Origin of the sequence: Streptomyces sp. NPDC060002, assembly GCF_042737245.1 — a bacterium.
Lineage (GTDB): Bacteria > Actinomycetota > Actinomycetes > Streptomycetales > Streptomycetaceae > Streptomyces.
In genome coordinates, this window is the sequence record NZ_JBHWUW010000057.1 from 1 (window position 1) to 19,482 (window position 19,482).

At 71.4% G+C, this 19,482-nt stretch carries 16 protein-coding genes and 1 pseudogene; 5 read left to right on the forward strand and 12 right to left on the reverse strand.

What is annotated here, in order from left to right; translation table 11 throughout:
• Nucleotides 1-107: 107 nt before the first annotated feature.
• The gene (locus tag ACFWBD_RS34160) at nt 108-749 is read right to left on the reverse strand and encodes a hypothetical protein (protein ID WP_385675548.1); all 642 of its coding nucleotides are present in this window, start codon (nt 747-749) and stop codon (nt 108-110) included.
• 249 nt (nt 750-998) lie between these two features.
• Between ACFWBD_RS34160 and ACFWBD_RS34165 the strand changes: the two are divergent.
• Together ACFWBD_RS34165 and ACFWBD_RS34170 are read left to right on the forward strand one after the other, a co-directional pair.
• Nucleotides 999-1,136, forward strand: a pseudogene (locus tag ACFWBD_RS34165) (helix-turn-helix domain-containing protein); the annotation flags it as partial.
• A 519-nt stretch (nt 1,137-1,655) separates the two neighbouring features.
• Entirely contained in the window at nt 1,656-2,465 is an 810-nt protein-coding gene (locus ACFWBD_RS34170; protein ID WP_385675661.1) for a hypothetical protein, read from the forward strand.
• Nucleotides 2,466-2,496: 31 nt separating this feature from the next.
• On the opposite strand, the gene ACFWBD_RS34175 is transcribed toward ACFWBD_RS34170, so the two are convergent.
• The gene (locus ACFWBD_RS34175; RefSeq protein ID WP_385675551.1) at nt 2,497-4,239 is read right to left on the reverse strand and encodes a pyruvate dehydrogenase; all 1,743 of its coding nucleotides are present in this window, start codon (nt 4,237-4,239) and stop codon (nt 2,497-2,499) included.
• Between the two features lie 62 nt (nt 4,240-4,301).
• Nucleotides 4,302-6,710 carry a protein phosphatase 2C domain-containing protein gene (locus ACFWBD_RS34180; protein WP_385675554.1) on the reverse strand — a complete coding sequence of 803 codons (2,409 nt, stop codon included), beginning with the start codon at nt 6,708-6,710 and terminating at the stop codon, nt 4,302-4,304.
• A 449-nt stretch (nt 6,711-7,159) separates the two neighbouring features.
• Between ACFWBD_RS34180 and ACFWBD_RS34185 the strand changes: the two genes are divergently transcribed.
• Both ACFWBD_RS34185 and ACFWBD_RS34190 read left to right on the forward strand, forming a co-directional pair.
• Nucleotides 7,160-8,143, forward strand: coding sequence for a helix-turn-helix domain-containing protein (locus ACFWBD_RS34185; protein ID WP_385675557.1), 984 nt, complete (start codon nt 7,160-7,162; stop codon nt 8,141-8,143).
• A 72-nt stretch (nt 8,144-8,215) separates the two neighbouring features.
• Entirely contained in the window at nt 8,216-8,698 is a 483-nt protein-coding gene (locus ACFWBD_RS34190; protein WP_351758969.1) for a DUF456 domain-containing protein, read from the forward strand.
• Between the two features lie 42 nt (nt 8,699-8,740).
• On the opposite strand, the gene ACFWBD_RS34195 is transcribed toward ACFWBD_RS34190, so the two are convergent.
• From ACFWBD_RS34195 to ACFWBD_RS34220, 6 genes are all read right to left on the reverse strand, one after another.
• Entirely contained in the window at nt 8,741-9,253 is a 513-nt protein-coding gene (locus ACFWBD_RS34195; RefSeq protein WP_385675561.1) for a methylated-DNA--[protein]-cysteine S-methyltransferase, read from the reverse strand.
• Nucleotides 9,250-10,755 carry a DNA-3-methyladenine glycosylase 2 family protein gene (locus ACFWBD_RS34200; protein WP_385675564.1) on the reverse strand — a complete coding sequence of 502 codons (1,506 nt, stop codon included), beginning with the start codon at nt 10,753-10,755 and terminating at the stop codon, nt 9,250-9,252. Before ACFWBD_RS34200 ends, ACFWBD_RS34195 begins: the two co-directional genes overlap by 4 nt.
• 415 nt (nt 10,756-11,170) lie before the next feature.
• A complete protein-coding gene (rsgA, locus tag ACFWBD_RS34205) occupies nt 11,171-12,343 on the reverse strand; it encodes a ribosome small subunit-dependent GTPase A (protein WP_385675568.1) in 1,173 nt (390 codons plus the stop codon).
• Nucleotides 12,344-12,865: 522 nt separating this feature from the next.
• On the reverse strand, nt 12,866-13,117 hold the full coding sequence (locus ACFWBD_RS34210) for a hypothetical protein (RefSeq protein WP_385675571.1): 252 nt from the start codon (nt 13,115-13,117) through the stop codon (nt 12,866-12,868).
• 27 nt (nt 13,118-13,144) lie between these two features.
• Nucleotides 13,145-14,332 carry a hypothetical protein gene (locus ACFWBD_RS34215; RefSeq protein WP_385675574.1) on the reverse strand — a complete coding sequence of 396 codons (1,188 nt, stop codon included), beginning with the start codon at nt 14,330-14,332 and terminating at the stop codon, nt 13,145-13,147.
• 950 nt (nt 14,333-15,282) lie between these two features.
• Nucleotides 15,283-16,401, reverse strand: a complete 1,119-nt coding sequence (locus ACFWBD_RS34220; RefSeq protein ID WP_385675577.1) for a DUF3500 domain-containing protein — start codon at nt 16,399-16,401, stop codon at nt 15,283-15,285.
• Between the two features lie 449 nt (nt 16,402-16,850).
• Between ACFWBD_RS34220 and ACFWBD_RS34225 the strand changes: the two genes are divergently transcribed.
• A complete protein-coding gene (locus ACFWBD_RS34225; protein ID WP_385675580.1) occupies nt 16,851-17,051 on the forward strand; it encodes a hypothetical protein in 201 nt (66 codons plus the stop codon).
• 180 nt (nt 17,052-17,231) lie between these two features.
• Here the strand turns inward: ACFWBD_RS34225 and ACFWBD_RS34230 are convergent, their stop codons facing one another.
• Genes ACFWBD_RS34230 through ACFWBD_RS34240 form a run of 3 tightly spaced genes read right to left on the reverse strand, consistent with a single transcriptional unit; the run spans nt 17,232 to nt 19,370 of the window.
• A complete protein-coding gene (locus ACFWBD_RS34230; protein WP_385675583.1) occupies nt 17,232-18,986 on the reverse strand; it encodes a tannase/feruloyl esterase family alpha/beta hydrolase in 1,755 nt (584 codons plus the stop codon).
• Nucleotides 18,987-19,011: 25 nt separating this feature from the next.
• Nucleotides 19,012-19,218 carry a hypothetical protein gene (locus tag ACFWBD_RS34235; protein WP_385675586.1) on the reverse strand — a complete coding sequence of 69 codons (207 nt, stop codon included), beginning with the start codon at nt 19,216-19,218 and terminating at the stop codon, nt 19,012-19,014.
• Complete coding sequence (locus ACFWBD_RS34240; RefSeq protein ID WP_385675589.1) at nt 19,209-19,370, reverse strand: hypothetical protein; 162 nt, start codon at nt 19,368-19,370, stop codon at nt 19,209-19,211. The genes ACFWBD_RS34235 and ACFWBD_RS34240 overlap by 10 nt, the downstream gene beginning before the upstream one ends.
• Between the last annotated feature and the right edge of the window lie 112 nt (nt 19,371-19,482).

Genomic DNA, 19,482 nt, shown 5'->3' on the forward strand with positions numbered 1-19,482 from the left:
GGGCGGGCCCGCCCCCTGGGGGGGTGGGGGGGGGGGGGGGGCCCCCCCCCCCCCCCCCCCGGGGGGGGGGGGGGCGGCGGCCCCGGTTCTTCCGTGGTGGTCGTGTGTCAGTGGAGCTTGTCGACGGCCGTGACGGTCGTCTTCTTGAAGGCCTTCACCGGGGCGTCGCCGAAGTCGCCCAACTGGCCCCAGTCCACGACGGTCACCGTCGTGCCGTCCCGGCCGACGGAGAGGAGGCGGATGTCGGTCGCGCCCCAGGAGGTCTCGGTGTGCAGGCCGTAGACGTGGGCGCCTTCCTGCACGTTCAGCTTCCCGTAGTCCTTGAGCGTGGCCTCGGCCTCCGGGTCGGCCTGCTCGATCCACGCGGGACAGGACTTGATGTCCTGGTCGACCCGTGAGAACCGGCCCTTCGCCGCGCTGACGCTCGACAGCTCGACGCTCACCTGACGGGCGCTCGTGTCGAGGTCGGTCCGGAAGTCCCGGTACCAGGAGTTCCAGCCGTCGCCCAGCGCCATGCCGAGGCAGCGGTCCACCTCCACGTCCGGTGACGCGCCGGCGGTGACCCTGCCGGCCGTCCAGGACGAGCTGGGGTGCGGCGGAAGGTCGGCGGCCGAGAGGAAGCCGGGCGGTCGCACAGTGGCGGCGCCCGCCGGAACGGCGAGTACGGTGCCGAGGGCGAGGCCCGCGACCGTGAGCCCGGTGAGCCCGATGAGCCCGGTGAGCGTGCCCGCTCGGGTGCGCTTGGACATGGGAGTCCCCCGTGAGTGAGTACATGGCTGTGGGTTGTCACCACGACGCCGGTTGGTCGGTCCGGCCCTGGTCGGTGCGACACCAAGAGCATCGGCGGTCCGGGCCGCCCGGTGCAACGGTCAGCGTCCGATCGGCCGAGGTGGAACCATCCCATCCCATCTGACGTGCAGGTATATGAGTGCCTGGGATGACCGCCGGGCCGGACGAACACGGGGAGAACGGTGTCGACCGACGACGGTGTGGCCGATGTGACGGAGTTCGCGGCGCTGCTGACGGAACTGAAGGGGCGCACGGAGCGCAGCTACGGCTCCCTCGCCCGCCGGCTGGGCATGAACACCTCGACACTGCACCGGTACTGCGCGGGGGAAGCGGTTCCGCAGGACTTCGCCCCCGTCGAACGGCTCGCGGGGTTCTGCGGCGCGACACCGGACGAACGCCTCGAACTGCACCGCCGGTGGCTGCGAGCGGTGGCGGCCCGCCAGCGGCCCCGGACCACGGCGGCGACCCTGGAAACACAGGAAACACAGGAAACCCGGGAAACGCGGGAAGCCTGGGAAACATGGGAAACCCAGGAAGCACGTGAGCCCCACGAACGGTCGGAAACACCGGGAACGACACGGACACCGGTAACACCGGTAACGCCAGACACATCGGTGGCGCCGGAAACGCCGGCAACCGCGACGACCTCAGGAACCGCGAAACCCTCTGAAACGCCGGCAGAAACAGAACCCCGGCCTACGGCGGACACCCAGGCTCAGAGACCGGACGGGAAACAGGTACCGCCTCGCCGTTGGTACCGCCGTCGGCGCACCACGGTCGCCGTCGGTGTCGCCTGCGCGCTGCTCGCCACCCTCGGAACGCTGTCCGCGCTGCCCGGCGGCGGCCGGCCCTCGGCCTCCGGCGACATGGCCCCGTTTTCCGGTTCCGCCACGGCCGCGCCCCGGACGACGGCCCCGTCCCGCTCCCCGACGACCGGCAAGGGCTCGACCACCTCCTCCACACCCGGCACCGCCTCCGCCCGCCCCACGAGGACCTCTCCCTCTGCGGACAACTCCCCGGCCGGTGGCAAGGCCTCGGCACCCGCGTCGGGCGTGCCGCTCGCCTGGACCGTCGACTCGCAGGTGTGGGCGCTCGGTTGCGGTCACGACTACGTCATCGACAAGCCGCCGGCGCAGGTTCCGCCGCCCCCGGCGGAGCAGGACGCCGGCCCCTGGGCGACCGCCCAGGGCGCGGTGCACGGGCGGGAGACCAATGTGGAGATCTCGGTGCAGGGCCGCAGTTCCACTGCCGTCGTGCTGACCGCGCTGCGTGTGCGGGTAGTCGGTCGTGCCTCCCCCGTGCCGGGCACCGCGTACGCCATGGACCAGGGCTGCGGTGGTTCGCTCAGCAAGCGTTACTTCGCGGTCGACCTGGACAAGGACCGTCCGGTGGCGCACTCGGTCGCCGGCAACGACGCGGGCACGCCGATCCCGGCGGTGAGCCTGCCCTACCGCGTGTCCAGCGCCGACCCCGAGGTGCTGCTGGTCACCGCACGGACCGAGACCTGCGCCTGCGACTGGTACCTCGAACTGGACTGGTCGTCCCAGGGACGCACCGGCACGGCCCGTATCGACGACCGCGGCCGCCCGTTCCGCACGAGCGGCCTCAAGGGACTGCCGCGCTACTGGTACGGCTCCGAGAACGGTGAACGTCAGTGGGTCCCGACCGGCGACTGACAGCCCTGACCTGCCGCCACCGCCCACCGTCCTACGGCCGTGGCATGTTGCGCAGATTGGAGCGGGCCATCTGAAGCATCCGGCCCACTCCGCCATCGAGAACGATCTTCGAGGCGGAGAGTGCGAACCCGGTTACCATCTCGGCGCTGATCTTCGGCGGGATGGACAGGGCGTTGGGGTCGGTGACGATGTCGACGAGGGCCGGGCCCTTGTGCCGGAAGGCGTCCTTCAGGGCGCCGGCCAGCTGTCGGGGCTTCTCGACGCGTACACCGTGGGCACCGCAGGCGCGGGCGACGGCGGCGAAGTCGGGGTTCTTGTTGGTCGTGCCGTACGAGGGCAGGCCGGCGACCAGCATCTCCAGCTCGACCATGCCCAGTGACGAGTTGTTGAACAGAACGACCTTCACCGGCAGGTCGTACTGCACCAGCGTCAGGAAGTCGCCCATCAGCATGGCGAAACCGCCGTCGCCTGACATCGACACGACCTGACGGCGGCGGTCGGTGAACTGGGCTCCGATCGCCATCGGCAGCGCGTTCGCCATGGAGCCGTGGGAGAAGGAACCGATGACACGGCGACGGCCGTTGGGCGTGAGATAGCGGGCGGCCCAGACGTTGCACATACCGGTGTCGACGGTGAAGACGGCGTCTTCGTCGGCGAGTTCGTCGAGGACGGCGGCGACGTACTCGGGATGGATGGGAACGTGTTTCTCCACTTTCCGCGTGTACGCCTTCACCACCCCCTCCAGCGCGTCGGCGTGCTTCTTCAGCATCCGGTCCAGGAACCGCCGGTTCTCCTTGGCCCGCACACGGGGGATGAGACAGCGCAGGGTCTCCCGTACGTCGCCCCACACGGCGAGGTCCAGTTTCGAGCGTCGGCCGAGGTGCTCGGGGCGCACGTCGACCTGGGCGATCTTCACGTCGTCCGGCAGGAAGGCGCTGTAGGGGAAATCGGTTCCGAGCAGAATCAGCAGGTCGCACTCGTGCGTGGCCTCATAGGCGGCGCCGTAACCGAGGAGACCGCTCATCCCGACGTCGTACGGATTGTCGTACTGAATGTGTTCCTTGCCGCGCAGCGCATGCCCCACCGGGGACTTGACCTTCCCGGCGAACTCCATGACCTCGGCGTGCGCACCGGCCGTGCCGCTGCCGCAGAACAGGGTGACCTTGTCGGCCGTGTCGATCATCGCGACGAGCGCGTCGATCTCGGCGTCGCCGGGGCGGACGGTGGGCCGGGCGGTGACGAGAGCGGTTTCGACGGCTTTCTCGGGGGCGGTCTGGTCGGCGATGTCACCGGGGAGCGACACGACGCTGACGCCACCGCGCCCGACCGCGTTCTGGATGGCCGTGTGCAACAGCCGGGGCATCTGTTTCGGGCTGGAGATCAGCTCGCTGTAGTGGCTGCACTCGCGGAACAGCTGATCGGGGTGGGTTTCCTGAAAATAACCGAGACCGATTTCGCTGGACGGGATGTGCGAGGCGAGGGCCAGGACGGGGGCCATGGAGCGGTGGGCGTCGTAGAGGCCGTTGATGAGATGGAGGTTGCCCGGTCCGCAGGACCCCGCGCAGGCCGCGAGCTTCCCGGTGATCTGGGCTTCCGCACCGGCGGCGAAGGCGGCCGTCTCCTCGTGCCGGACGTGGATCCAGTCGATGGCGGGGTTGCGCCGCACCGCGTCCACGACGGGATTGAGGCTGTCCCCCACGACACCGTAGAGACGCCGCACCCCCGCGCGGGCGAGGATGTCCACGAACTGTTCCGCGACGTTCTGCTTGGCCATGGCTCGACGCGCCCCTTCGGTCTCCTCGGGTCTCTCCCTCCACAGTGGCCGCGACGACCCGGTTACGCCTCCCAGACGGCCGCCGCCGTGCGGTCGTCGGCGTAGCCCTTCACCCTCACCTGGGTGTCGGCGAGGAAGGCGGCGAGACCGGGCGGGGTGGGGCCCGACCAGCGTCCCGTCAGGTACGCGGACAGCTCCGGCTCCCCGCGCAGAGGTTCGGCCAGACCGTCGCTGCACATCAGGAGCGTGTCACCCGGGCGGGCTACGGAGGCGCGGAAACGGAAGGGCTCGCGGGGCGGTTCCGGGTCCGGGTCGTAGGGGTTCGGCGATGTGGTGATGCCCAGGTCCATGGTGAGCCGGTCGCCCTCGGGCGTCTCGGCGGGCAGCGAGCCGAACCCGACCTCGGCGGGCAGCGAGCCGAACCCGACCACCGGCTCGCCCGCCACGTCGCCCACCCGCGGTTCGATGTCCCGCCACACACCGCCGCGCAGCCGGAACAGTCCGCCGGCGCCGACGCCGAAGAAGACGCGCGTACGGCAGGCCGGGTCGGCGGGCAGGAGCAGACAACGCAGGGTGGCCGCGTACTCGTCCGGTTCCAGGCCCTGTTCGGCGGCGCCGGCGCGGAGCCGGCCGAGGCTGCGGTCGGTGAGCCGGTGCAGACCCGACTTCAGGTCTCCGCGCCGGGCCTCCCTTATGTCCTCCGCGAGCCGGACGTGGCTGCGGCCCACGGCACGCGCGATCCACTGGCACACCTCGGCGGCCGCCCGATGCGCTCCCGGGGTCGCCCGGGCGCCGGTCGCCATGGCGACGAGGATCAGCGCCTGCTCGCCCGTGCCGAAGCGGGCGGTGAGGAGCGAGTCGCGGCGCGGCTCCCCCCGGTATCGCGCGGAGTCCCCCCGCACCGACGCGGCCCGCAGCGCCCAGGCCCCGTACCGGGCGCCCTCCAGGACGGTGTCGGCGACCAGGTCGGCGAGGTCGTCCGGGTCCGCTGGCGGAAGAGCGGTCGGCTCGGCGTCGTAGGTGGGCGGCCCGGAACCGACGTAGTCCGTGGAGGTGGACAACGGCGGCAGGGCCGGGAAGCCGAGGACGGTGGGGGGATGGTCCGGCGGGGAGGCGCTCGGGGTGACGGGTGCGCGCTCGGAGTCCGGCTCGCGTTCGGGGGCGGGCGCGGGGTCCGTCGTGCAGAGGGGAGCTGCCGAGCCGTCGACAGAGGCGGTGGGGGCCTGCGGTGGCGGTGGCGCGTGGGCCGGAACGGGTGGCATCGCGGGCGGTGGCGGCACGGCGGGTGAGGCGGACGTGGTGCCCTCCACGGACTCGGTCGCGGTCACCGACCCGGCGGGTGCGGTCGACGGCAGTGCGGGCGGGACGGACGGCGGCGCGGGTGAGACGGACGGCGGCGCGGGTGGGACGGACGGCGGCGCGGGTGAGGTCGACGGCAGCCGGGGTGAGGTCGACGGCAGCGGGGGTTCGGAGACGCCGGGGGGCGTCTCGGCCGACGCGAGGCCGTCGTCCGCGGCGAGGGCGGAGGCAGAGGCGGGGACGGCGTCATGGAGCGCCCGCTCGGCGAATCCCGGTGGCAGCGGGCGGGGCGGGAAGTTCGTGGGACCGGCGGGCGTGGCCGTCGGCGGCTCCCACGGAGCGCGGTGCCGCCCCGGGGGACGGGTGGGACGGGCACCCCTGTCCGTTTCGACGGCACCCGCGCCGAGGCCTGCACCCCGCTCGGCGACGTCACGCTCCGACCCGCGTCCGGTGCCGTCCCGTTCGGTGTCCCGCTCAGCGTCCCGCTCGGTGTCCCGCTCGGTGTCCCGCTCGGTGTCGTCCCGCTCGGCGTCGCTCCATCCGTCACGTCCGGCACCGTCACGCCCGGCACCGGCACGCCCGTCACCGGCACGCCCGTCACCGTCACGCCCGGCACCGTCACGCCCTGCACCGTCACGCCCTGCACCGTCACGCCCTGCACCGTCACGTCCGGCACCGGCACCGGCACGTTCGGGGTCAGGTCCGGTATTCCATGGGGTGTCCCACCCGGATTTCCGCCGCGGGGCGGATTCGGCGGCGGATCGGCTCCGGGGCAGCGGAACGGTGGCGTCCGGGGACGGTGGCGCCCCTGCCGTCGTCGCGGCCGACGAGGTCCACCAGTCGGTCTGCCCGGCGGAACCGGACCGCTCGGCGCGGGGTGCCGGCACCGGGCCCGCGCCGCCAGGAGCGTCCGCGCCGCCCGCGTGGCCCTCCCTGTGGCCCGTGTCTTCCGGGTGCCGTGGAGCCGCCGTGCCTCCCGGGCCGCCGACGCCGTCCGGCGTACCCGCGCTCTCCGGCGTACCCACGGAGCGCACCGCTCCGGCGGCCGACGCGAAACGGTCGTCCAGGGAGTCGGCGGTGCGCGCGGGCCCCGCGTCCTCGGTGGCGTCGTCGTACAACTGCCCCCACCAGTCGTCCTCCTGACCGGTGGCCCTTCCCCCCTGCTGGCTCATGTGCCCAATTGTCCACCGCGCGGGCCCGATGAAAACGGGGCATCCGGAAAATGCGCCACCGCACGTGTGTCGGACAGGGGGCCGAGTGACGTCCTGAACGGCTGTGCGAAGCATGAGGCGACAAAGGTCGCCGGGCGGTTCCACCCCCCACGGGGGAACCGCCCGGCGACATGGGGTGACCCGGGCTCATATCCCCTATGCGCCCCTGCGCGTCATGAGCCGGATCACGTTCTCGAAAGGTTTCCGGGCCGCGGCGTGGTGGCCGACCGGCCTGAGTCCGCACGGCGTTCCGGGACCTCCGCTGTGGATGTTCAGTGGATGATCACGTGTTTCCGCCGTGACCACACCTTGGCAGAGTGACCGGCGGTACGGCGATGATGTGCGGCGGCGGGTTTACGCCGTGGCTGTTTCCCGCCACTCACGGGACGTCAGAAGGAGAGAAACCCCCGATGCTGGGAGCGATAGGCCTGGACGAGACGCACGAGTCGGCGTACCGGGCGCTGGTGTCCGTGGGCGCCGCCGACGTGCCCGACCTGGCGCGTCGGCTGGCCCTCGGTGAGGACGACACCGAACGGGTGCTGCGCCGGCTGGAGCGGCACGGCCTCGCCGCGCAGTCCTCGGGTCGCCCCGGTCGCTGGGTCGCCGCGCCTCCGGGCGTCGCGCTGGGCGCGCTGCTCACCCAGCAGCGGCACGAGCTGGAGAAGGCGGAGCTGGCGGCGGCCCTGCTCGCCGAGGAGTACCGGGCGGCCGCCGCCGAACCGGCGGTGCACGACCTGGTCGAGGTGGTGACGGGCGCCGCCGCCGTCGCCCAGCGCTTTCTGCAGATCCAGCTCGGGGCGAGCGAGGAGGTGTGCGCGCTGGTCACCGGCACCCCGGTGGCCGTGACCGGCGGCGAGAACGACGCCGAGGAGCGGGCGACCGCCCGCGGGGTGCGCTACCGCGTCGTGCTGGAGCGGGCCGTGCTCGACCAGCCGGACGGCATGACGGAACTGACCGCCGCGCTGAACCGGGACGAACAGGTGCGGGTGGTGGACCGGGTGCCGACGAAGCTGGTCGTCGCCGACCGCTCGCTCGCCCTGGTGCCGCTGACCGGCCGCTCGGCGGAGCCCGCCGCGCTGGTGGTGCACGCCAGCGGGCTGCTGGAGCTGCTGTCGGGCCTGTTCGAGTCGGTGTGGCGGGAGGCGCTGCCGCTGCGCCTCGGCGCGGCCGGCGTCGTCGAGCAGAGCCAGGACGGTCCCGACGCCACCGACCTGGAGATCCTTTCCCTGCTGCTGGCCGGGATGACCGACGCGAGCGCGGCCAAGCAGCTCGACCTCGGGCTGCGGACCGTACAGCGCCGGGTGAAGGGGCTGATGGAGCTGACGGGAGTGACCACCCGGCTGCAACTGGGCTGGCACGCGTACGAACGCGGCTGGGTGGCCCGCGCGCACTGACCGTAGGGGGTATCGGTCCGAGGTCGTACGTCTTGACCTGCGCGTTCTCCCCGACTCGGGCACCCTGGGCAGATGGGAGTGTCGCAACTCCTGCTGGTCGGACTGGTCATTCTGCTCGGCCTGTGCGGAGTGCTGGTGCCCGGCGTGCCGGGGTCGTGGCTGGTGTGGGCCGCGGTCCTGTGGTGGGCGCTGGAGGATCCCCAGCCGGTCGCCTGGGTCGTGTTGGTCGGTGCCACGGTGACGCTGTTCCTGTCGCAGGTGGTGCGCTGGACGCTGCCGCCCCGTCGGCTGCGGGAGAGCGGCGCGACACCCCGGATGGCGGTGTACGCGGGGCTCGGCGCGTTCCTCGGCTTCTTCCTGCTTCCCGTGATCGGCGCGATCCCCGGCTTCATGGGCGGCATCTATCTCTCCGAGCGTCTCCGCCTGGGCCGCCCCGGCGAAGCCCGGGCGGCCCTGCGCACGGCGATGCGCTCGGGCGGCTCCAGCGTCCTCACGGAGCTGTTCACCTGCCTGTTGATCATGGGGGCGTGGCTGGGGACGGTTCTGTGGGGATGACGCGTTCTGTGGGGATGACACGCCCCGAGGGCGGCCCCTCGATCAGGCGAAGGCCCGGAACCGCTCCTGGAGCGAGCCCTCCAGCGTGAGCAGCCGCACCTTGCGCTCCAGCCCGCCCGCGTATCCCGTCAGTGAGCCGTCGGCGCCGATCACCCGGTGACAGGGCCGCACGATCAGCAGCGGATTCGCCCCGATCGCCCCTCCGACGGCCCGTACGGCCATCCGCGAGGCGCCGACGCGGGCGGCGATCTCACCGTAGGTCGTGGTCGCCCCGTAGGGCACGGAGTCGAGGGCGGCCCACACACGCTCGCGGAACTCGGTGCCGTGGCTGCGCAGCGGCAGCCGGAACTCCTTCAGCTCCGCGGCGAAGTAGGCGGCGAGCTGCTCCGTGGCGGAGCGGAAGGGCCCGGGGTCGGGCAGCCAGTCGTCCTGGACGGTCCGCCCGCCCTTCTGTCCGGGCACGGAGACAGAGGTCAGCGTGGCGTCGGCGTCGGCGGTGAGCAGCAGGGGGCCGAGCGGGCTCGCCACGCTGGTCCAGTACGTCAGGTCGGTCATCGTTCCTCCGCGGCGCGCAGATGGTGCAGGGCGTAGGTGCGCCAGGGGCGCCAGGTGTCGGGGACGTCCGGGCCGGGCGGCACGACGTCGGGGTCGCCGAGGGCACGGGCACGGATCTCCGCGATGGTACGGGCGTCCAGCCCGGGCACCGCGAGCAGCGCCTCCTGGGCGTCGTCCCGGTCGACGCCCGGGTCCAGCCGTACGGTGCCGTCGGCGAGGGCGGTGGCCAGGACGCCCAGCGGCCCGTCGAACGCGGACCCGGGTTCGGACCGGCACCGGGACCGCGACCCGGACCCGGATTCGGACCCGGACCCGGATTCGGATTCGGATTCGGATTCGGACTCGGCCCCGGCCCCGGCCCCGGCCCCGGACGCGGCCTGCGCCAGGACGGCCGGCTCGGGGAAGAGGTGGGTGAGGGTCCCGCAGGGCGCGTCGAGGGCCTTGCCGTAGGCGCGAACGAGCCGTTCCGCCGCCGCCCGCCCCACGACCGCCCGCACCGCGTACTCCTCCGGATCGGCGGCCCCCGGCGCACGCAGTCCGGGCCGGGCGGCGACCAGCGGGGCGAGCCGCGGATCGGCGCCGAGCCGCTCGTCGACGGCGTACGGGTCGGAGTCGAGGTCGAACAGCCTCCGCAGCCGCTGGACGGCGGTGGTGAGGTCGCGCGGGTCGGTCAGATGCAGCCGCGCGTCGAGCCAGCCGCCGGGATGGACGGCCGACCCCCGCCCCGGGTCACCCGCCCGCTCGTCCACGGCGACGATCCCGGTGCCGTACGGCAGCCGCAGCGTACGGCGGTAGGTGCGCCCGCCGGGCGGCCCGCTCACCTCCTCCACCCCGGCCACGGCCTCCCGTCGCAGCAGGTCGAACACGGCACCCGCGTGGTACGGGCCCCGATGGGCGAGCCGCAGCGGGATCCCGGCGGACGGGGTGGCGGTGCGGCGGGTCGCGCGTACCGCGGCCCGCAGTTCGGTCGGGGTCGTCGCGTACACGGTCCGGACGGTGTCGTTGAACTGGCGCACGCTGGCGAATCCGGCCGCGAAGGCGATCTCCGTGACCGGCAGGCCCGTCGTCTGGAGCAGGACCCGCGCGGTGTGCGCGCGTTGTGCCCGGGCGAGGGCGACCGGGCCCGCGCCGAGCTCGGCGGTGAGCTGCCGCTGCACCTGGCGGGCGCTGTAGCCGAGCCGTACGGCGAGCCCGGTGACACCCTCCCGGTCGACGATGCCGTCGCCGATCAGCCGCATGGCCCGGCCGACGACGTCAGCACGCGCGTTCCAGTCGGCCGATCCCGGCACGGCGTCCGGGCGGCACCGCCGGCAGGCCCGGAAGCCCGAGCCCTGCGCGGCGGCGGCCGTCGCGAAGAAACGCACGTTGTGGCGTTTCGGCGTCACGGCGGGGCAGCTGGGCCGGCAGTAGATACCGGTGGTCTCGACGGCGAAGAAGAACTCGCCGTCGAACCGGGCGTCCCTGCTGCGGACCGCCTCGTAACGCGTGTCCTGGTCCGTCATGGCTCCAGTCTTCGCGCCCGAGAGAAACCGTGCTAGCGGAAATCGGACGTGACGCTGGACCGGAAACGACTTGCCGGACCGACAAGCGTCACCGGACCGGCAAGCCGTTCCGAGTCACGCACTCGGCACCGGAACCGGCAAGCGTTACCGGAACAGGCACGTGTTACCGGGACCGGGCAGCCGTTTCCGAGTCACGCACGCGTTACCGGGACATGCGCGTGAAACTGGGACCGGGAAGCGGTTTCCGGAACAGACACGGGTTACCGGAACCGGGAAGCGGTTTCCGAAACATGTACGCCTCCCGCCGGACCGACAAGCGTTACCGAAACCGGCACGCATCGCCGGACCCCGCACGCGTTACCGAAACAGGGACGCGTTGACCGGGTCCGGCAAGCGTTACCGGAACAGGTAAGCGTCACCGCGGAGGAGCGGGTCGCCACGGCCCGCGCCCCCGCTTCGCCTCCCCGGCGGCCCGGCCGGCGGCCTGCTTGCGCTTCCAGTCATGGCGGATGTCGGCGCGCATGCGGGCGTCGGACTTGGCGACGATCCACTGGTTCTCCCGGACGAGCTTGTGGTAGCTCTCCAGCCGGCGCGGCGGCAGTTCCCCGTCCTCGACGGCCGCCCGCACCGCGCACCCCGGCTCGGACTCGTGCGCGCAGTCGTGGAACCGGCAGTCCCGGGCGAACTCCTCGATCTCCGAGAAGACCTGTCCGACCCCGGCGCCGGCGTCCCAGAGGCCGACGCCGCGCAGTCCGGGCGTGTCGATCAGGACGCCCCCGCCGGGCAGCGGCAGCAGATTGCGGGTGGTGGTGGTGTGCCGTCCCTTGCCGTCCATGTCGCGGGTGGCCTGGACGCCCATCACGTCCTCCCCGGCGAGCGCGTTCGCGAGCGTCGACTTGCCCGCGCCGGACGCCCCGAGCAGTACGGAGGTGCCCCGCCCGAGGAGCGCGGCGAGCTCCTCGACGCCGTCTCCGTCGCGCGCGCAGACGGTGAGCACGGGCACGCCGGGCGCGCTCGCCTCGACGTCGTCGACGAGGTACGACAGCGCGACCGGGTCGGGCACCAGGTCGGCCTTGGTGAGCACGACGACGGGCTGGGCGCCGGACTCCCAGGAGAGTGCCGACCTGTGCAGCAGGGCCTCACCACTCGAACAGGACATGGCCAGCGCCAGGTACCGCTCGATCCGCCCCAGATCAAGCTCGACCGCGAGCGACACACAGATGACGACGTGATCGATGTTGGTGGCCAGTACCTGGCCCTCGGAACGCTTCGACGAGGTCGATCGGACGAAGGCGGTACGGCGCGGCAGGAGCGTCCGCACGTATCGCGGATTGTTGCCCTCGGGGTCGACGGCGACCCAGTCCCCCGTGCACACGACCTTCATCGGGTCGCGGGGAACGACGAACTCGGTGTCGGCGCGAACGGTGCCGACCGGGGTGACGACGTCGCACAGGCCACGGTCGACCCGTACGACACGGCCGGGCAGGAGTCCCTGCTCGGCGTAGGGAGCGAACTCGGCTTCCCAGCCCTCGTCCCAGCCGTAGACGGCCAGAGGGTGCGACGAAAGCGGAGTGGAGGAGAAAGACAAGGGATGACCCTTCACAAGGGAGGCCCCGGCACCGCGCTCACGGGCGCGGGAGAAGAGTGAGGTCAGCCGGAGGCCGGGGAGGTGGACTTGATGTACTTCCGGATGCGGGCGGCGCCCATCTCGACGACAGCCATCGGTCACACCTCCCAAACAAGCCAAGTCACCCACGGCACCACAAGGTTGCCGCTCGAACACCACCGACCCTAGGGGGACACGAGCCGCGACGCCACCGAATTCCGGCGCACCGTGATCCGTGGTGGGCCCGCAGGAGAGCCGCGCCGGGCCCCGGGAGCAAATCGGCGCCTCCGGCACCGCCGCCCTCCCCGCCGTCAGGACGTGGATCTGCCGCGCCTCGGCGAGGCAGCGGGCCACCTGTCGGCGAGATCACCGACTTTCGCGCTTCCCAAGAACCGGGGCGCCTCGCACACGACGGCGCCGTGCTGACGCTGCATGCGATTGTGCAGATATCCGTATGTCTGAGCACGGGGCGGGGCGGACGTGCCACCGCTTCAAGCCGGCCGGTCACCCGTCCGTGCTGTCGTCACCGCTCCGCCCGGCCTCCGGCTCCCTGATGAGCCGGGTCGCCAGGTGGTAGGCGACGGTAACGTCCTGGTATTCCTGACCGGCGATGACCGTGTCCGGTAGGTGGGTGCGGTCGCTGTGGCTCGTCGACTCTCGCCTCCCGGTGCCGGGGAAGCGGACGGTCGTCCGGGGTTCCTGCGTGAAGCGGAGCCGTTCGGCGTGGACCGTCGACCGGAACAGGATGTCCCCCACCGGGCTCCCGGCTTCCGCGCCTCGCGTTCAGGGCGGCTCCCCCGGCTCCCTGACGGTACGGGCGCGACCGGACCTCGGCGGCAGCTTCCCGTCCTCTCCACGCACCCGGCGCGTGCGGGTGCCGCCTTGGCTCCGGCCGGCTCGGCCCCGCTCTCTCTCCGCGCCCTCGCGCGCCGCACGCGGCTCGGCCGGCTCGGTCCGTTCCGCGGTGGCGTTCGCCGTCTCCGCGGCTTCCGCAACGGCGTCGCCGCCGTCCCGTACCGTGTCGCCCGACGCTTCCGTCACACTCGCAGCCTGCCCGGCCACGCTCCCGGCGGTGCCGCCCACCGCCTCGCCGGCGCTTCCGACGGCCCGGCTCGTCTCATGGCCGACGTCCTCCACCGCGCGCCCGGCACCACCCCCCACGTCCTGAACGGCCCTCCCGGCTCCCTGACCGACATCGCGCGCCACGGAGCCGGCTCCCCGGCCCACGTCCTGTACGGCAGCCCCGGCACCCTGGCCCACATCCTGTACGGCAGCCCCGGCACCCTGGCCCACATCCTGTACGGCAGCCCCGGCACCCTGGCCCACATCCTGTACGGCAGCCCCGGCTCCCCGGCCCACATCCTGTACGGCAGCCCCGGCACCCTGGCCCACGTCCCGGACGGCGGTCCCCGCACCCCGGCCGACCTCCTGGACTGCCCTTCCGGCACCCGTACCCAGCTCCCCCACGGCCTGACGCGCTCCGCCGCCGACATCCTGCACGGCGGACCCGACTCCACGCGCCAGCTCGTGCAGGATCTCCGGGTTGCGGTCGAGCGTGGTGAGCACTCGGTCGATGATCTGCGCGACGTGGTGGAGACGCACCTTGAGCTGTGCCTGTGCCTCGACGCCCGAGATGCCCAGGTGCACCCGGCCGAGCGAGACGTCGGCGCCCACATTCAGTTTGAGCAGATCCAGCACCTCGGCCTGCAGCGAGACATGCGCCCGCAGGTCCTCGACGTCCAGGTCGATCTCGTCGACCTTCAGGAGCGGAACGTCGAGGAAGACGTCAGGGCTCGCACCGGCTGCGTCCTCCTCGTCGTAGGACACCGGCTCGTCTTCGTACGATGCCGGCTCCTCGTCGTAAGCGTCGGGATCGGTGTACTCGTCACTGTCCTCGGTGTCGAGTTCGTCACTGTGCTCGTCGTCGTACTCCTCGACGGAGCCTTCGTCGTTCTCGGCCTTGCCGCGCATCGCCACGCCTCCGCGGTTTTGGCGTATGTTTCGACCATTTTCATCGATTATGCGCATCGATGCGCGGTCAGTACCGACCGTCCGGGCGAGGGTGGTGGCCGTCAGGCGTGCGTGGATGGGTTCGTCGAACTGCGCAGAGTTGGGTTGACGCGCAGGTCAGAGTGGGGTTGGACCACTAAGCCGACAGGCACGCGGAGCGGCGAACGAGCGGCACGCCCGGGATGCGGCGATTTCTCCGGGCAGCTGTCCGGACAGGACGCGGAGTTCCGGCAGCACAGGCAACCCACCACGTCGGCACTGAACGTCGGCACGAAAATCCTCGGCCAATCGGTGTCCGGTGACCCTTTCTCGACCGGGACATCCTTACCGCCGGCACCGTGAACTCGGTGCCGGCGCGGACGATGCCGACCGGGGTGACGATGTCGCACTGGCCGCGGTCGACAGGTACGACAGATGCTCGCCGTACTCGAGTCGGCCGTCGGAGGCGGGGCGGGGCCGGGGCCGGGGCCCGGGATGGTGTGCTGCTCGTCCCCGCACACATCGAGGCGGGGCGGATCACCGTCGACTCGTACCACTGGATGCGGACGGCGGACCGCTGCCGGCCGGCGAAAACGGCCTCGCACGCCACGCGACGTTCGGTCACCGCAGCTCCGCGCTTCCCGAGTGGGTCGAGGAGACGGCCGGCGGGCGGGCCGCCGCAGCCGACGTGCTGCGGAGGTCTGCTCCGTCCGCCGCAGGGCGACATCGCCCGAAGTCGCGGCCCGTGCTTCGCCCTTGACGGTGGAGGGGCGCAGGTGGGCCGCCGGGTAGGTGGTGTCGGTCAGGTCGATTCCGCTCGCCATGGGATGCACGACGGCCGACGGCGCTGCCAGAAGCAGCGCCGCCAGGACCGCCGCCGCCACCCCGACGTCACGCGCAAGCTGTGGACAGCGGGATCGGCAAGCGGTTCATCAGAACGAGAACTCTCCCCCGTAGTCGGTGTCGTGGTCCCGGAACACCGTGTGGTAATGGACCTGGTTCTGGTAGACCAGACCGTTCTGGCAGACGAACTCGATCCAGACGCCCGGTCCGTCGATGCGCACGTAGTCGCCCGTGGCGTCCAGGCCGGTGCCGCCGGAGTACGAGATGTAGGTCTCGTCGAGTTCCGACTTGTAGGCGCTCAGGACGGAAGCCGCGGTCGTGTCCTCCGCGACCTCGACCCACGGTTCGATGGCGTTGAGCACCAGTTCCTGCTGGTCGTCGGTGAGTTCGCCGACCGCTAACCCCTCCTTGGTCTCCGGGAAGTCGCCGTCCTCACCCGGGCCGAGCAGCACATCGCTGTAGGACGCGGAGAGCTTGGCCTGCGACAGCTGGGAGGAGTTCAGGCTGTCGAGCATGTCCAGCATTCCGTCGCGCATCCCGGCCAGGGGTGCGTACGAGGTGCCGTCGTCGCCGGTCCAGCTGGTCGGCTCCACCCCGATGAAGAACGGTGTGATGCCCTCGACCTCGCCGTCCTTGTAGGTGAGGTTCACCGCGAGGTGGTGACCGCCGAAGTGCAGTTGCCAGGTGCCGTCCGTGCTCGGGGTGCCGAGGAACGCCAGGTAGTAGTTGCCGCTGCTGTATCCGCCGGCGGTCTCGCCGAGGACGTCGTCGGCTGCCAGGATCTGCGAGACCTGGTCGTACCCGGTACCGCTGCCGGTGCCCGTCCCCGCCTCGACCACGGCCTCGGCTGCGGTGAGCTGGTCGTCGCTGAGCGAGCCCAGCTCGATGCCGACCCGGCAGGTCGAACCGCACGGAAGGTTCGACCAGGCGGTGGCGTTGGCCTCGGTGAAGTCGAGGAGCGCCTCGGCCTGCTGGTCCTCGTCCAGGGTGTCCAGGAAGGCGTTGGCTGCGTCCACCACATCCGGGACGGCGGTGGTCGACGCGGTCGAGGTCGACGACTCGGTGGACGAGGAGTTGCTGTCGGCGGACGCGGCGTTCGCCGTAGCGGCGTACACCGCTCCGCCGAGAAGGGCCGACGTGACGGAAAGGGCCAGGCCGGCTCGCTTCCAGCGTCCCGTCGACCTGCGGTGCACGTTATTTTTCTGCAATTTACTGCCTCCTTCAGAGAAAAACTCCGGAGGACTTCCAGAAACTCCTACATTCCACACTCAGGCGAAACGTGGGCTTCACGGCGTCCTGCCCGTTGTCGGGACGGGATAAATTGCACCGCGCGGCACTGTGTTTTACGCCCAGGGAGGCTTTGATTTACCCGTGCATTGCGGTCGGGCTTCACAGATTTGACCGTCAAACGATCAATACGAAGTCCATGGAGCACACACCGTGTGAGGGCCAGGAGGAATCCTGGCCCTCACATGGTCGAGAACTCACACGGTCGAGAACTCACACGGTCGATAACTCACGCGGTCGAGAATCTCGTCCCGTCAACTTGGCGGCCCAGGTGATGAAAACGGCCGCGTCGCTGTTCGCGCCGTGACCCTCGTCCCAGCGCATCCGGTGATTGCCGTCGCCCCCGAGACTGCCCAGTGCGGCCGTGTCAGTGGACGACACCGTGGAAGTGACGGGCTTTCGTCCTGTCCTTGCCGAACTGACTGTTCTCGCCGGACGACAGGTCGAAGGCGTCGAAGGCGTCAAAGGCCGGGACGCCTTTTCTGCGGGCACCGGTGTGAGTGAGGAAGTCCTCCTCCGTGAAGGCGCCTGGTTGTTCTTCCAGGTGGTGAACGTGTTCTTGGCCAGGTAGGTCGCGCGGTCGCATTCCGAGGGAGCTCCGAGATATTCGGTTTGCGGACGGCTGGAGATTCTGCCTGACCAAGTGCGCTGCGTAGGTGCGGGCGGTGAGGGTGTCGAAGCCGTCGAGCCCGCGCGGTTTCAGTCCGTCCTGGTACGCGGTGAACCGGTCCTTCAGCTCCTCGTGGGACGGTCAGCTCTTGCCCGGGCGGGTGACCCACTGGCCGTTCACCCAGCCGCTGACGGTCTCGTAGCCGGAGCGGAACGAGCCGCGGTAGTCCACCCGCAGGTTCTGCTCGGCGGTGGACAACTGGGCCGTGTAGCTGTCGGGGTCGTCGGCCGAGCCGCCCGTGGTGTTGACCGCCACGTAAGGGTAGGGATAGACGGGCCGGGCTGCGGTGACGTCGCCGCTGTTGTCGACGTCCTGGCTGAGCAGGCTGTCGGGAGCCTGGCCCGCCGTGACCCAGGCGATGACCGCGGACAACACGTCGATGCTGTCCGGGCCCTGGCCGCCGCCGCAGTGCGCGACCCCGGGGAGCAGGAACAGCCGGGCGAATTCCTTGGCCGTGCTCACGTCGCCCGTCTTCTTCTCGACCGCCTGGTAGTAGGCCATGGCGGCGACGGAGGAGATGTTCGGGTCGGCCAGGCCCTGCCAGATGATCAGCTTTCCGCCGGCCGCCCTGAACGCGGACAGGTCGGGGTCGGTGGCGTCCATCGTCCCTTCGTTCAGCTTCATCAGCTTCCGGTAGGCGGCTGCGGTGAACTTCACGTCTTTCCAGGTCAGTTCGGGGTGGGCCTCGGGGTAGAGCGTGTAGCGCACCCGTTCGTTGACGTTGGTCTGGTTCGTCGTCGGGCCGGTAGCCGTGGCCGGGACGATGACACCGGCCCAGTTCAGCTCGTTGCCGCGCAACTGCCATCCGGGATAGAGCAGTTTGCCGGTCTCGTCGAGGGGGCCCGTGTACAGGTCGCGGACTGTGGTGACCTGTGCGGAGGTCAGGCAGAAGTCGTCATCTGCGGAGGTCTGTCCGCTCGCGCACTGGATGCTGCCCGGATCCCAGGTGCAGGCGAGCGGGTCCTCGATGATGCCGTCGCCGGTGGCGTCGCACCCTTCGAGTACGGCGGCGTGCAGTGGTGACAGGTCGGCCGTGGTCAGCGTCGCCGTGCCGTTGTCGCCTGCGAAGACGGCGTGGGCGTTCCAGGCGTGCTGGAAGGTGTGCGCGGTCCAGTTGTTGGCGGGAGCGCCGGCGACGATGCCGTCGAAGTCGGTCGGGTAGCGCTGGGCCTCGGTGAGGGCTTCGTGGCCACCCTGCGAGCAGCCGTCGTAGTAGGACCGGGAGGCGGACTGGCCATAGAACCGCCCGATGATGTCCTTGGCCACGACGGCGAGCTGATGCTCGGACTTGTACCCGAAGTCGACCTTGAGCGTCGGGTCGGTGCCGAACAGGCCGGAGCTCATGCTGGTTCCGTAGTGGCCCTGGTTGTCCGTGGCCACGGCGAGGGCGCCGTCGGTCAACGGGACGCAGCCGGTGGCGGCCGGGGCGCTGCCCGAGCCGACCACCCCGCAGTTGCCGCCGCAGCCGACCTGGAGGTAGCTCCCCTGCCAGGCCGTCATCGGCAGGCGCAGGTCGAACTGGATCTGCGGGGCGATGAGACCCTTGACCTCGCAAGCGGCCCAGTTGCCCAGGGTGTTGTCCTCAGCAGCCAGTTCGGCCGCCGAGGCGATCTGTGTCGGCGCGCCCTGGATGCCGCCGAGGTCGAGTTTCGCGATGCCGGCGCAGGTCATGGCGGGTGCGGTGCTGGTCGCGGTCGCGGTGCTGGTCGCGGTCGCGGTGCCGGCTTCGGCGGAAGCCGTCGTCAGTACGCAGGCCGTGCCGATGATCAGCGCCAGGACGGCCGCGAGGGTCGTGGTGACGTGCCGGACTCGCGGGCGTGGGGTTCGTGGTGTCACAGAAGATCTCCAGAGGGTCCGTGGGTCACTCGCTCTGGGCGACGGTGAGGGCGAGGGACCCGGAGCAGGTGGTGCCCCGGGTGAGGCCGGCGGGGGTGCCGTTCACGGTGAGGGTGGGGGACTTGCCGGGCGGGGCCTGCAGCGACGGCTTCGCGACCAGGTCCGGACGCGTCAGGTACGACGTATGGGTGACCGCCCACTGGGATGCGGCGGTCAGCACGATCACGCCCATGTCGGAGCACCGTCGGCGACGAAGAACCCGAGGAACGCCTCGCCGGTGGAGGTGAGGGAGACGCTCTTCGGGCATGCGTCGGTGAGGCGGTCGCCCCGTACGCTCGACGGTGCCGAGTTCCCGCCGGCGATGCCGTCGGCGCCTGCGTACACGCCCTGCCGCGGGTGGAAGGGGGCGCCGCGAAGGGCTCCGGGTGCTCGACGGCCGGGGTGAGGACCATGGCGCCGCGGTAGGTGCCGACGGTGATCACGGTCGTCCAGCCGT